Annotated in this window: 14 protein-coding genes; 10 read left to right on the plus strand and 4 right to left on the minus strand. The window is 39.8% G+C overall.

The window, feature by feature from the left end:
* Positions 1–37 precede the first annotated feature (37 nt).
* Positions 38–1,141, minus strand: a complete 1,104-nt coding sequence (locus CIK86_RS11100; RefSeq protein ID WP_086996519.1) for a phosphoribosylaminoimidazolesuccinocarboxamide synthase — start codon at positions 1,139–1,141, stop codon at positions 38–40.
* A 217-nt stretch (positions 1,142–1,358) separates the two neighbouring features.
* On the opposite strand from CIK86_RS11100, the gene CIK86_RS11105 reads away from it, so the two are divergent.
* Genes CIK86_RS11105 through CIK86_RS11120 form a run of 4 tightly spaced genes read left to right on the plus strand, consistent with a single transcriptional unit; the run spans position 1,359 to position 4,842 of the window.
* Positions 1,359–2,393, plus strand: coding sequence for a CDP-glycerol glycerophosphotransferase family protein (locus tag CIK86_RS11105; RefSeq protein ID WP_086996522.1), 1,035 nt, complete (start codon positions 1,359–1,361; stop codon positions 2,391–2,393).
* Positions 2,394–2,399: 6 nt separating this feature from the next.
* The gene (locus CIK86_RS11110; protein ID WP_086996526.1) at positions 2,400–3,086 is read left to right on the plus strand and encodes an ABC transporter ATP-binding protein; all 687 of its coding nucleotides are present in this window, start codon (positions 2,400–2,402) and stop codon (positions 3,084–3,086) included.
* Positions 3,083–4,330 (plus strand): ABC transporter permease, encoded by a 1,248-nt coding sequence (locus CIK86_RS11115; protein ID WP_086996531.1) that lies wholly within the window; start codon positions 3,083–3,085, stop codon positions 4,328–4,330. Before CIK86_RS11110 ends, CIK86_RS11115 begins: the two co-directional genes overlap by 4 nt.
* An 11-nt stretch (positions 4,331–4,341) precedes the next feature.
* Positions 4,342–4,842, plus strand: coding sequence for a DUF3299 domain-containing protein (locus CIK86_RS11120; RefSeq protein ID WP_086996534.1), 501 nt, complete (start codon positions 4,342–4,344; stop codon positions 4,840–4,842).
* 179 nt (positions 4,843–5,021) lie between these two features.
* On the opposite strand, the gene CIK86_RS11125 is transcribed toward CIK86_RS11120, so the two are convergent.
* Positions 5,022–5,945: a manganese-dependent inorganic pyrophosphatase gene (locus CIK86_RS11125; protein ID WP_086996537.1), complete on the minus strand. Its 924-nt coding sequence runs from the start codon at positions 5,943–5,945 to the stop codon at positions 5,022–5,024.
* A gap of 119 nt (positions 5,946–6,064) precedes the next feature.
* On the opposite strand from CIK86_RS11125, the gene CIK86_RS11130 reads away from it, so the two are divergent.
* Both CIK86_RS11130 and mutM read left to right on the plus strand, forming a co-directional pair.
* Entirely contained in the window at positions 6,065–6,571 is a 507-nt protein-coding gene (locus CIK86_RS11130; RefSeq protein WP_086996540.1) for a hypothetical protein, read from the plus strand.
* A 25-nt stretch (positions 6,572–6,596) separates the two neighbouring features.
* Complete coding sequence (mutM, locus tag CIK86_RS11135) at positions 6,597–7,406, plus strand: bifunctional DNA-formamidopyrimidine glycosylase/DNA-(apurinic or apyrimidinic site) lyase (protein ID WP_058372547.1); 810 nt, start codon at positions 6,597–6,599, stop codon at positions 7,404–7,406.
* 142 nt (positions 7,407–7,548) lie between these two features.
* Here mutM and ampE read toward each other — a convergent pair whose 3' ends face one another.
* Complete coding sequence (gene ampE / locus CIK86_RS11140; protein ID WP_086996543.1) at positions 7,549–8,400, minus strand: beta-lactamase regulator AmpE; 852 nt, start codon at positions 8,398–8,400, stop codon at positions 7,549–7,551.
* Between the two features lie 13 nt (positions 8,401–8,413).
* A complete protein-coding gene (ampD, locus tag CIK86_RS11145) occupies positions 8,414–8,968 on the minus strand; it encodes a 1,6-anhydro-N-acetylmuramyl-L-alanine amidase AmpD (RefSeq protein ID WP_086996548.1) in 555 nt (184 codons plus the stop codon).
* A gap of 411 nt (positions 8,969–9,379) precedes the next feature.
* Between ampD and nadC the strand changes: the two genes are divergently transcribed.
* The 4 genes from nadC to CIK86_RS11165 all read left to right on the plus strand — a co-directional run bounded on the left by nadC (position 9,380) and on the right by CIK86_RS11165 (position 13,761).
* On the plus strand, positions 9,380–10,225 hold the full coding sequence (nadC, locus tag CIK86_RS11150) for a carboxylating nicotinate-nucleotide diphosphorylase (RefSeq protein ID WP_086996551.1): 846 nt from the start codon (positions 9,380–9,382) through the stop codon (positions 10,223–10,225).
* A 380-nt stretch (positions 10,226–10,605) separates the two neighbouring features.
* A complete protein-coding gene (locus CIK86_RS11155; RefSeq protein ID WP_217896484.1) occupies positions 10,606–11,079 on the plus strand; it encodes a prepilin-type N-terminal cleavage/methylation domain-containing protein in 474 nt (157 codons plus the stop codon).
* 76 nt (positions 11,080–11,155) lie between these two features.
* Positions 11,156–12,382, plus strand: a complete 1,227-nt coding sequence (locus tag CIK86_RS11160) for a type II secretion system F family protein (protein ID WP_086996554.1) — start codon at positions 11,156–11,158, stop codon at positions 12,380–12,382.
* Positions 12,383–12,840: 458 nt separating this feature from the next.
* Complete coding sequence (locus tag CIK86_RS11165; protein ID WP_086996557.1) at positions 12,841–13,761, plus strand: A24 family peptidase; 921 nt, start codon at positions 12,841–12,843, stop codon at positions 13,759–13,761.

Below are 13,761 nucleotides of genomic sequence, written 5' to 3' on the forward strand. Positions count from 1 at the left end.
AACATTTTAGCATTCATTTTTTAGCACTTTAGTCGTGTTATTTTATAATTAATCCATAATCGGCATCTAAAATAGCAATTACTTCTTGACGCGGATCAGCAGGAATAACAATCTCTTTGCCCACTATTTTACTGGCAATGCCCACGTAGGTATTTGACACTTCAAGCATTACTGACTCAGGTAAAATGTAATCTTTAGCTAGCTGCTCACGCTCATCCATGCGGTCTTTATTAAGTAGTACGTCGCTCTCTGGCACGTTATTAATTAACAGCTGACGGAAACCTTCCTTTGAGTTTTCAACAATCTTGCCATCTTTATAAGATGCCTCATCCCAAATACGTGATGAATCAGGCGTGCCTACTTCATCAATATAAATAAGCTGCTCTGCGCCATTTATATCTTCTACATAGCCAAATTCAAATTTGGTATCTACAAATATTTGCCCAAGCTTAGCCAGCTCGCCACTTATTAGCTCAAAACCTTCCACTAATAACTTTTCGTATTGGGCTACATCATCAGCCGCTCTAAAGTTAAATACGCTTAGGTTATTAGTAATATTGCTACGCGTTATATTTACATCATCAACTGGGGGAATATCTGCCACGCCAGTAATAATGCCTTTGGTAGAGGGAGTAATTAATACTTTATCGAGCTTTTGATTAGCTGTTAAACCTTCTGGTAAATTAATACCACAAAAGTCTCGTACACCTTTAGCGTAGTCGCGCCACATACTGCCGGTAATATATTGACGAGCAATCGCTTCAACTTTAACTGTACTGGCTTTACGAACAATCCATACGTATGGATGAGGTATATCAACAATGTGATTACCCGCCAAACCGGCTTCATTAAACATGTTAAACCAATGAGCAGCCACTGAGTTTAACGCAATCCCTTTACCAGGAACGCCATTTAGGCCATTTTCACCTTGCCATATGCAATCAAAAGCAGAAATTCTGTCTGAAATAACCATGATGGCCAGTTCAGTATCGGCAGGTACGTTATAGCCTTTTTCATTTATTAAGCGTTTGCTATCTGCATCGGTTAACCAATAAACTGAACGCACTTTGCCACTGTGTACTTTACCTTTGGTACGAATGGGTAAGTCATCGTTTACGTCTAAAACTTTATAGCTAGTCATGCTATCTCCGGGGTTTGGCATGCTCAAAGAGCAAAGTATGGAATTGGGGTTAGGCGCTCTATAATAATCTAGCCAACCACAAAGCTCAATCTTAGGCTAAAAACAAATCATCTCAGTATATTTATCTAGCTGGCGCATTGGGGTAAACTTGCATGATTACTTGCCCTAAGGAGCTAGCTTGAACTATTTAACTGCCACTAAGAATAAGAAATATTTAATGTATATTTCTCAAAATTATTCCTATGCTATTTTAAGGCCTTTGCAAGCAGAAATATTAGCTCAAGGAGGGGAAGTTAAATGGTTTTTAGAAGGTGATAATGTTAATCCTGACTTTTTGAAAAGTGATGAAAAAACACTAAATTCTATTCATGAAATAAATCAATGGGCGCCTGACGCAACCTTTGCACCAGCGAACTCTATCCCTACATTTTTTCCCGGAAAGAAAGTGGCTGTTTTTCACGGCTTTGATGCTGGAAAGCTAAATAAAAAAGGCCAAAACGATCACTTTAAAGTGCGGGGCTGCTTTGATTTATATTGTACACAAGGCCCAAATACAACGGCTCCATTTACGGCGTTACAAAAAAAATTGGGTTATTTTAAGGTAGTAGAAACAGGTTGGCCTCCCCTAGATCAATTTTTTAACGGTAACTCAAAGCCTAGCCACATTGATGAAACAGACTCTCGCCCAACAGTATTGATCTGCTCTACATTCTCAAAACGGCTATCTCTTGCACCTAAGCTTTTTGAACAAATAAAACACTTTAGTGAAAGCGGTAAATGGCGACTCTTAGTTCAGTTTCATCCTAAAATGGCACAAGAGTGGGTTAATAAATATCAAGCGTTAAGTAATGATAATCTAACCTTTGTTGAAACAGACAATGTTATTCCTTTATTACAATCTGCTGATGTAATGCTGTGCGATACTTCATCCATATTACTGATGTTTTTGGTACAACGAAAACCAGTTGTAACGTTTTGCAATAAAGCACCTGAAAAACACTTACTTGATATTACGGATAAAAATAACGTTGAAGCCGCAATAGACTACGCACTAACTTACCCAAAAGAACTTGTAGATAATATTGAAGCTTTTTGCCAAGAGTTACACCCATACACAGATGGTAAGTCAAGCCAACGAGTACTTTGCGCAACCAATGAACTGTTGCATAGTGATGAAAAGCTCAAAGCTAAACCGCTTAATTTTATTAGACAATTTAAAATGCGCAAAAGACTTAACTATTGGAGTTGGTAAGCCGTTATGATCAACCTTGAGAATGTCTCTTTCAAATGGCAAAAAAGCGCAGTCATCCCGACTCTCGCTATTAAGCAGCTTACGATTAATGCCGGGGAACATGTTTTTTTACATGGTCCAAGCGGCAGTGGTAAATCTACCTTACTAGCGCTACTGGCAGGCATTAATGTAACCACTAGCGGCCAACTTTGTGTTTTAAACCAAAACCTAAGTGCGCTCACCAACGCACAGCGCGATGTATTTAGAGCGGATCATATTGGCTATATTTTCCAAAACTTTAACTTACTACCTTATTTAACCCCATTAGAAAACGTGTGTTTAGGGTGCCAATTTTCGAAAAAACGTCAGCAACACGTGCTCAGCCAAGCCGATAATTTAGAGAGTGAAGCAGCCAGATTACTCAATGCACTGGGGTTAGAGCCGCACTTTCATAATCAAAATGTTGCCACTTTAAGTATTGGGCAACAACAACGTGTGGCTGCCGCGCGTGCATTTATTGGCAGCCCAGAATTAATTATTGCCGACGAGCCCACATCGGCGCTCGACACCAACAACCGCCAAAGCTTTATAAAACTGCTGTTTGAGCAAGCTAAGCACGCCAACAGTACTTTAGTATTTGTTAGCCACGACGAAAGTTTGCAACCACTTTTTAATCGCAGCATCGATTTAGTTAATTTGCAGGCAGCATCATGATCTTAATTAAACTCGCCTATAAAAGCCTATTAAACCGTCGTAGCAGCGTGCTGTTAACCTTACTTACCATCGCCATTAGCGTCATGTTACTGCTAAGCATTGAACGGGTACGCATAGACGCAAAAAGTAGTTTTAGTAATACTATTTCGGGCACCGATTTAATTGTCGGTGCGCGCACTGGCGATATTCAATTGCTGCTCTCGTCCGTATTTAGAATAGGCCACACTAACAATGGTGTGAGTTGGCAAAGTTATGAATACATAACCGGACAACGCGGCGTAAAGTGGAGCATTCCAATAAGCCTTGGCGACAGCCACAAAGGCCAAGCAGTATTAGGTACCACCCTTGATTACTTTAATTATTATCGGTTTGGCAAAAAGCAGCCACTGAGCTTTAAGCAAGGCCACGCATTTAACACGATTAACCAAGTAGTGCTGGGGAGTGAGGTAGCGAGTAAATTAAACTATAAACTGGGCGACAGCATTGTTATATCTCATGGTATGGGCAGCACCAGCTTTCATCATCATGATGACAACCCGTTTAAAGTGGTCGGTATTTTAAATGCCACCGGCACCCCTGTAGATAAAACGCTGCATATACCGCTGGCCGCTATCGATTTAATCCATGGTGGCCATAGTGCAGAGCATGACGAACATGAGCACGAGGAACATAGCAACTTAGTTGGCCACCCAAAACAAATTACTGCGTTTTTAATGGGCTTTAACTCACCACTTTACACGCTGCAAATTAGGCGCAATATAAACCAATATAAAAAAGAAGCACTGCTGGGTATTATGCCCGCAGTAACACTAAAAGAGTTATGGGAAATGCTCGCTATTGTTGAAAAAATACTGCTGCTATTTTCTGTTGTGGTAGTCATTATTAGCTTGCTTGGCATGTTAACCACGCTCCTAGCTAATCTTAATCAGCGCCGCAGAGAACTTGCCATATTACGCTCAGTAGGCGCTCGGCCATGGCAGCTATTTACGCTCATTAGCATAGAGTCACTGCTTACCACTTTACTCGGCTGCATTGTTGGGTGTGTATTATTTTATGCGCTGATGTTTTTTGGCGCAGGTTACTTACAAAGTCACGCTGGTATTAGCATTAATATTGCCATGCTCTCTTACTATGAACTCACACTTATAGGCGTTATTATGATTGCAGGATTTATTATTGGTTTAATTCCCGCTACTCGCGCTTACTTTTACTCGCTCAGCGATGGCATGAGTATAAAAATATAACTAGGACAATCATGACGTTTTTAAAAACAATTTTTCAATACATCGCCTTGGTAAGCTTAATGCTAACCAGCTTTGTTAGTAGTGCAAATCCACCCAAAGAAATTTTTTGGGAAGACCTAATTCCACAAGGTCATATGCAAATAAACACCCAAGCGCAAGCTAACCACGAAGGCAGTGAGCAAAACTGGGTTCAACCAGATCTAAACGCCCCTGTAGTAAAAGCACTTGATGGTAAATCGGTAAGCCTACCGGGTTTTGTAGTACCACTTGAAGGCGACAGTGAAGTAATTACCGAATTTTTACTGGTTCCTTATTTTGGCGCCTGTATACACGTACCGCCGCCGCCGCCAAATCAAATAGTGCATGTAACCATTAAAGGCGGTGTCCCCATAGACAGCCTATACGACGCTATTGTAGTGACTGGTGTAATTAGCACCCAAACATGGTCTGGCGAAATAGCCCAAGTAGGCTACACAATGAAAGCCGTAGGCGTAGCCCCGTTTGAACTTTAAAGCAGTTTAAAGCGCTCAGCTATGTGATTAGAACCTTGATAAAGCAATACTGTGTTTAATAAGTACTGCACTTGTATTCGATGGCAACATTAAGCTATTTAATTGCGATTTAAAACAAAAACACCGCGTTTAGCTACACGCGGTGTTTTAAATATAAATATGCTCTAAGAGTTTATATTTTACTTTTGAAAAGCGTCTTGTAGTGGTGGCACTACTTGCTTTTTACGGCTTAGTACGCCGTCTAGCCATACTTTTCCGTCTGCTGGTTTTTCACCATAAGCTTGCTCTACTAGGTTTGCGTCGTCTGATGCAATTAGCATTTCTGAGCCTTCTTTCATGATGTCGGTAAGCAGTAAAAATACTGAGTGGCGGTTACCTTCAGTTTTAAGCTTGGCGATATCGGTCGCTAAATCAGCTTTAATATCATCAAATACTGCAAGGTCGATCACTTCTAGTTGGCCTATGCCTACTAGGTTACCGTTCATGTTAAAGTCTTTAAAGTCGCGCATAACTAAGTCGCGTATAGGCGTGTCGGCAACTGCCGATTTAACGCGAAACATCTCCATGCCGAGCTCTTTAGGATCGTCAATACCGGCTATTTCTGCTAGCGCTTCAACACATTTAATATCGGCAGTAGTGCACGTTGGCGATTTAAAAATAACGGTGTCGCTTAAAATAGCGCACATCATAATACCGGCGATGTTTTTAGGGATTTCTACATTGTAAAAATCGTACATCATTTTAATTATGGTGTTTGAACAACCTACAGGGCGAATCCAACACTCTAGTGGTGCTGATGAAGTTAGGTCGCCAAGCTTATGGTGATCTACTACGCCGACTATGCGAGCTTGGTCTATATCATCTGGTGCTTGGGTTTTTTCTGTGTGGTCAACAATATACACATCTTCGCCGGCGTAGCTAAGCTTTAGCTCTGGCGCTTCGAAACCAAATTTATCAAGAATAAATTGAGTTTCTGGTGAAATTTCACCAAGACGCGTTGGAATGGCTGGTTCATTAATTTGGTTTTTTAAATAAGCGAGTGCAATTGCGCCGCATATTGAATCTGAATCTGGGATTTTATGGCCCACTACATACATTGACATTGATGAAACTCCTAAAAATTTGCGCGTATTCTAACAAAGTATAGTGGATTTAACATATAGACAGTGTAATTAAGTTTTGGTTACACTTTAAACTATTGAACTAATTAGGAACATCGAGCATGCAATTAAGCCGTAAAGGTTGGAACAACGTTATTATTTTTTCGATGTTAATTATGATCTTCTTTTTAAATGGTTGGCACAAAGATATTGGTGGTAATAATAACGAGCCGGTACTGCAACCAGTGTTACCAATACAAAGTTTTGTATTAACGTTGAGTTTTGTTGATCAAAAAATTGAACGTATAGGCACAAGTTGGCGTACAACCGCATTACAAAACGATGTGCCGCTTACTTGGCAAGGTACGGAGCAGCAGCTAGGCGAACTGGTTAACTTATGGCAAAGTGCTCAGCTTATGTCGGTTCATGAATCGGTGGTGTTTAATCCTAATGCACCACTCTCGGTAGCTACCTTTGAACTGGCGGGCGAACCATTACCTTGGGTGTATTTACTTTACAAGGACGATGGCCAGTATTATTTACTCGAAAAAAATAGTCAGCGTGTATTTGTGCTTGATTTAGCCGTAGTTAAACAGTTGTTTCCTAGCTCAACCCCGAGCGACCAATAACCTTTATAATAAAGTGAGTGTATAAATGCCTGAATTACCAGAGGTAGAAGTAAGCCGCATGGGCATAACCCCGCATGTTTTAAACCAAGTTGTTACTAAGGTAAATATTCATAATGGCAGCATGCGTTGGCCGGTGCCAGACGATGTATATCAGCTAACGGGTTTAACCGTAACGGGCGTTGAGCGCCGCGCAAAATATTTGTTATTACACTGTGAGTTAGGCTCTACTATTTTGCATTTAGGTATGTCGGGCAATTTACGTGTAGTAAGTGCTAACGAGCCACTTAAAAAACACGATCATATAGAATTTATTTTTGCTAACGGTAAAGCGCTGCGCTTAAACGATCCGCGCCGCTTTGGTTGCTGCCTATGGCAAGCGCCGGGCTCTGTTCATAAGTTACTGGCAAAGCTTGGGCCTGAGCCGCTTACTGACGAGTTTTTTGCGAAACAGGTGTATCAGCAATCACGCAATAAAAAAGTGCCGGTAAAACAATTTATAATGAATAACGCCATCGTCGTAGGGGTCGGTAATATTTACGCTAACGAATCGTTATTTAAAGCGGGAATAGACCCTCGCCGCGAAGCTGGTAAAGTATCGCTGAAAAGTTTTGAAGCGCTTATTCCTATAATTAAAGACACGCTAGCCGCGGCAATAACCCAAGGTGGCACTACCTTAAAAGATTTTGCCCAAAGCGACGGGAAACCGGGTTACTTTGCTCAGCAACTTTTAGTGTACGGTCGTAAAGGGCAACCTTGCTTGGTGTGTAAAAGCGAACTACAAGAAGTAAGGCTAGGGCAAAGAAGTACTGTGTTTTGTGGGAAATGTCAGAAATAGGGCTTCGTGGTGATTCATTTTTAATCTCCACGCTAATACTTATTACTGTATTTTATATAGGCATGGCATAAAGCCATGCCTATAACAATTTAAAGCCCCAAGCCCTGAGTATTAAAGGCATATTTGATCGTATTGATTAAACTTAATCCAATCCACCAAACAGGGTTAATAACGCAATAATTACTAAATAAAATAATACATTACGTTTTACCAGCTTAATCATACAAGTGGCTTCGTACGCGCAGTCGTAGTAGCGTTTTTCTACCTGCTCTGCAGCTAAAGCAGTACAAGTAACTACTTTACGATTAGCGCTTGTAAAATCAAGCGCGTAGCGTAACCAGCAACTAGTGCCTTTATTAAAGTTACCTATTACTAAATAGCCAAAGCTGGTAATACGCGCTGGTAACCAGTCAAGCCAAAATAATAATCTGTGCAGCATTTTAGAGTGCTTTGCAATTATTTCATCGTCATCTTGCGTTACTAAGTCGGCGAATGTACGTACAAGTGCATATAAAACAGCACCGGCTGCGCCTAATATTACAAACCAAAAAATAACCGCACAGTAAAACCTAAAATTAACCCACGCCAGGGTTTGCCCTACTGTTTCGCCGTCTTGTTCTTCTTCTGTGCGATTTTGGCCTATTTGCAGTGCATATAAAGTGGCTGCAGTTTTATCATCTCGCGTTAAAGCGTTTAAGTACGACTTATATAAAGCACGCTGTTTAGCACAACCAAAACACACGAGTAATATTGTTACATTAAAAATAAGTTGCCACAGCACAAAGTCAGATAACAAATATAAACAACCAATAGCCAGTACAGGTAAAAGCAACCACACTAAAAAACCAAAACCTGAGCCAAATACGCCTTTATTAGTAAGTAAGTTTGCCGAGCGATTTACATAACCGTCTGCATAATAGCTAATTTGCCAATGGGCTGAACGAGCACCTAAGCGCTCAAGTATTAATGCAATTATTATCGAAACCAAAATCATTGTTGTTACTCACTTAGCCTGATTGTTTAAGCATAGTTAAAAATAAATGCCAATTAAAGCTACTACCGGGGTCCGTTTTTCGCCCTGGTGCTATATCGCAATGCCCTACTATTCGCTCTATTGTTATATTTGGATAGCGTTGCATTATGGCTTTACTTAGTGTTTTTAAACTGGTGTATTGCGCTAAAGTATAAGCTGTGGTGTCGGTTCCCTCAAGCTCAATGCCAATGCTAAAGTTATTGCAGTTAGTTTGCCCTTTAAACTCAGACGCCCCAGCATGCCATGCTCGTTTAGTTAATGGCACGTACTGCACTAGCTCCCCGCTGCGTTTAATAAAGCAATGCGCCGACACCCGCACACCGTGTAAATCGCTAAAGCTGCTATGCGCTTCACAATTAAGCGTACCCATAAATAAATCATCAACATAAGGTGTACCAAACTGCCCCGCCGGCAAGGATATATTGTGAATTACCAATAAAGAAACATCAGTATCACTCGGGCGCTCATCAAAATGCGAACAACCACGCTGCACAGCACAATTTACCACCCCATTTAAATCTATGTTCATAATTTGAATAAAAAGATCGACATAACATCGATGCTAAAGGATTTAATTTAAAAATGATAGACGAAGCAATAAAAGCTTACCAAACCACGAACTTGACTTAGCTCTACTTAAAACCAGCCCTTTTCACAAAGAGAAGCCAATGAGAGTAAATGAGAAGCCACTTAAACAACTAATTTATTTTTTTACTTCTCTAAAGCGCAGCGCCTCTTAACCTCTTTGTGAGTATGTTTTTTCGCACTGCGTGCGCCCGGTGGCAAGCCCCTCGCCTACAGGTAATTTAAACACCGTGCTTGATTTGATCTCTGCCCAAAACCTGCTCTTTCCCTAAAACCTGCCTTTACCACAAAGCTGGTTATTACATTTCAAACATAGTAAAATTTGCTTAATTTATTTACTGTTATGAGCTTTTTCATGCCTATTCCACACACTTTAGTTAGTCAACTAGTTACTCTTGCACTTGGTGAAGATTTAAATTACCAAAATGCTGAAAATGGCGACATTACCGCGCAACTTATTCCTGCTAACGAGCAAGCCAATGCTAAAGTAATCACCCGCGAAGACTGCATATTTTGTGGTAAAGACCTAGTTATTGAAGTATTTAAACAAGTAGATCCAAGCGTTGTAGTAAATGTACTCGTAAACGATGGTGATGCTGTTACCGCTAACAGCACTTTATTTACAGCAACAGGCTCGGCTCGCGCTATTTTAACTGCCGAGCGTACAGCACTTAACTTTGTGCAAACACTTTCGGGTACTGCTACTACCACAGCTCATTATGTAAAAGAACTTGCGGGTACAAAAACCCAACTACTCGATACTCGTAAAACCATACCTGGTTTACGCATTTTACAAAAATACGCCGTTAAATGTGGCGGCGGTGCAAACCACCGTATTGGTTTATACGACGCGTTTTTAATAAAAGAAAATCACATAGCAGCGTGTGGCGGTATAAACAAAGCAATAGCGCAAGCTAAACAAAACCAACCAAACAAACCAATAGAAGTAGAAGTTGAATCACTTGTTGATCTAAAACAAGCGCTTGATGCGGGTGCCGATATTATAATGCTCGACAACTTTAACGTAGAGCAAATTAAGCAAGCGGTAGTGGTTACTAACAAACGCGCAAAACTTGAGGTTTCGGGGAATATGACCCTGCAAACGCTTAAAACTTACTCACAAGCAGGGGTAGACTTTATATCGAGCGGGGCGTTAACAAAAAACTTACAATCAATCGATTTGTCGATGCGATTTGATTGATTATCACACTGACCATAAATTAAAATAGTGCTAATTCATTGACAATAGCGGCTATAAAGCATTAAACAACCCGAAAGGATTAAAGTTTAATTTTTTGTTAACTAATAGCGCCTTTTATACCAGTTACCTATTTTAGCAATAGATAATATTATAAATACGTAACAAAAAATTATTAATAAAAAAGAGTTAAAATTAAACTGGTTATAGCACTAAAAACCAGCATCATTTATTACGTAGTGCATTTTTGTTTATACAAACTACAATCACTTTGCAATAAAGTTTATTTTTAAGTAAACCGGTAAAATAAACATAATACCCAGCACTTGTGCTACCTTTAATAGCGTTTATTTACCACAACATTATCCTTTAGGAGAGGAAACATGAAAACAATGACACAACAGAACCAAAAGGGTTTCACCCTAATTGAATTAATGATCGTAGTAGCAATAATAGGTATTTTGGCAGCAGTAGCACTGCCGCAATACCAAGACTATACAGCAAGAGCTAAAGCATCTGAGCTTTTACTTGCCGCAAGTAGCGCCAAAACATGCGCGAGTGAAAAGGCACAAATAGGCGGCAACCCAGATTCTTGTGATGCAGATTTCAGTGCAACAAAGTATGTCGAGACTCTTGCTGTTTCAGATGCAGGTGTAATTACTGTAACTTCACCAACAGATAGTGATTTAAAAGGCTTATCTATCACTTTAACCCCTAAAAAAGGTCTTGGTGATGATGCTGCTGATGCAGAAGCCGATGACTTTAGTGCTGGATTTGCTCTGAGTGAGTGGAAATGTACAGGAACTGTTCCTGATGATGCTAAAGCAAGCTGGTTGCCTAGCTCATGTAATAGCTAATATTTAAGGTTAATTTTCCAGGTAACTTTTTGTTAAAGCTACCTTTTTTGTTTATGGGGAAGTGTGATTAATACTTATGGTAAAACAACCTAATAAAAACCTAGACACTTTCCAATGGATAGGTGTTAGCACTCGAGGAAAGCGCCTTGAAGGTGAAATGACTGGTTCTAGCATTGCACTAGTTAAGGCACAACTACGTAAACAAGGTATTACTCCCTCAAAGGTTAAGCGAAAAGCCAAACCGTTATTTGGCTTAGCTAGTACTCAAAAAATCACCCCAAAAGATATTGCCTTAGTCACTCGTCAAATAGCCACCATGTTAACGGCGGGTGTACCGCTTATTCAGTCAATTGAAATGATAGGATCAGGCTCTTCCAATAAAAGTGTTAGTAAATTAATGGACAATATTGCTGGCGAAGTAAAAGCTGGCCAACCGTTATCGCAAGCACTAAGGCGCCATCCACGTTATTTTGATGATTTATATTGTGATTTAGTGGCATCGGGTGAGCAATCGGGTGCTTTAGATAAAATATTCGACCGTGTGGCCATTTATAAAGAAAAGTCTGAAGCGCTCAAATCAAAAATTAAAAAAGCAATGTTTTACCCTATTGCTGTATTAGTTATCGCACTTATTGTTACCTCAATACTACTAATATTTGTAGTACCGCAGTTTCAGGATATTTTTGCCGGCTTTGGCGCTGAACTCCCTGCTTTTACCTTATTTGTAATTGGCATATCTGAATTTATGCAAGAATACTGGTGGATAATACTTATAATAATGTTTGCCTTTGGTTGGGCTTTTAAAGAAGCACACCTTAAAAGTTTAAAGTTACGTGATGCTACCGACCGAGCAATATTGAAGCTCCCCGTTATTGGTATGATTTTAAATAAAGCGGCTGTAGCCCGCTACGCGCGTACGCTTTCGACCACTTTTGCTGCTGGTGTGCCGCTAGTAGATGCGCTGGATTCTGCTGCAGGCGCCTCGGGTAATGCGGTTTATCGTTATGCTATTTTAGATATTAAAGCCGAAGTAAGCTCGGGTAACCAAATGAACTGGGCAATGCGTAACTCTAAAATATTTCCTGATATGGTAATACAAATGGTGGCTATTGGTGAAGAGTCGGGATCACTTGATAGCATGTTAGCCAAAGTAGCGACTATTTATGAGCAAGAAGTTGATGACGCAGTAGATGGACTATCAAGCCTCCTAGAGCCAATGATTATGGCTGTACTCGGCGTATTAGTTGGTGGTTTAATTATTGCCATGTATTTACCTATATTCCAACTTGGCTCTGTTATTTAGTTTTAGGCTTCGGAAAAGTAGCATTATAGATTAGTGAATTGACGTTCTAATAAAATATTCACAAAGAGGTTAAGAGCACGCTACGCTTTAGAGAAGTAAAAAATAGATGAATTGTTTAAGTCGCTTCTCTTTTACTCTCATTGTTTTCTCTTTGTGCAAAAGGTCTTTAAGTAATTTATTCACAAAGAGGTTAAGAGAGCGCTACGCTTTAGAGTAGTGAAAAGTGATAGCTTAAAATGTTTAATAGCTTCTCATTTACCCTCATTGTCTTCTCTTTGTGCAAAAGGTTTTTAAGTAATTTATTCATAAAGAGGTTAAGAGCAAGCTGCGCTTTAGAGTAATGAAAAGTGATAGCTTAAAATGTTAACTTGTTTAATAGCTTCTCATTTACCCTCATTGTCTTCTCTTTGTGATAGTGTTTTTCACATAACTTTTATAAATAGTTTTTAGGTAATGCAATGCAAAATTTATTTCTAGATATAACTACAGTAATGCAAAACGAGTTGTGGTTTTATTTAACCACTATTGGCTTGGTGAGTTTATGTGTTGGTAGTTTTTTAAATGTAGTTATTTTTCGTTTGCCATTAATGATGCAACGCGAATGGCAAGGCGAATGCCGGCTGCTGTTAGAAAGCGAACTTAAAAATAATAAAGCAAACACCAACGAGCCTTTTAACTCAGATTTAAACTCTTCTTTTAATTTAGTAAAACCCAACTCTACCTGCCCTAAATGTAAAACCGCAATTAAAGCATGGCAAAACATTCCTATTATTAGCTGGTTATTTTTAAAAGGTAAATGCGCCAATTGTAGTAACCCTATATCGGCTCGCTACCCTATTGTAGAGGCAATAACTGCACTATTAAGCTTAGTTGTTGCGTATAGCTTAGGCGCTACCGAGCAGGCTTTACTTTATATAGCAATTACTTGGGCTTTAGTGGCACTTACCTTTATTGATATTGACCATATGTTACTGCCCGATCAAATTACCCTACCGCTTGTATGGCTGGCACTTATTGCTGCAGTGCTTGGCTATACCGTTACCCCAACTGATGCCATTATTGGCGCTGCTTGCGGCTATTTAAGCTTGTGGAGCGTATTTTGGTTATTTAAATTACTTACCGGTAAAGAAGGTATGGGCTATGGCGATTTTAAATTACTTGCCGTGTTTGGTGCTTTGCTTGGCTGGCAATCATTATTAACCATTATTTTGCTCTCGAGCGTAGTGGGTGCAATTATTGGTATTGTGCTATTAACTATTCAGGGAAAAGACAAAGCCACGCCCATTCCATTTGGCCCTTACCTTGCCATTGCAGGCTGGATCACCATGTTATGGGGCGAGCAATTGCAAGCTAGTTACTTTAATTTAATTGGTTACTAA

Source organism: Pseudoalteromonas sp. JB197 (assembly GCF_002332205.1).
GTDB classification, from domain to species: Bacteria; Pseudomonadota; Gammaproteobacteria; order Enterobacterales; family Alteromonadaceae; genus Pseudoalteromonas; species Pseudoalteromonas nigrifaciens.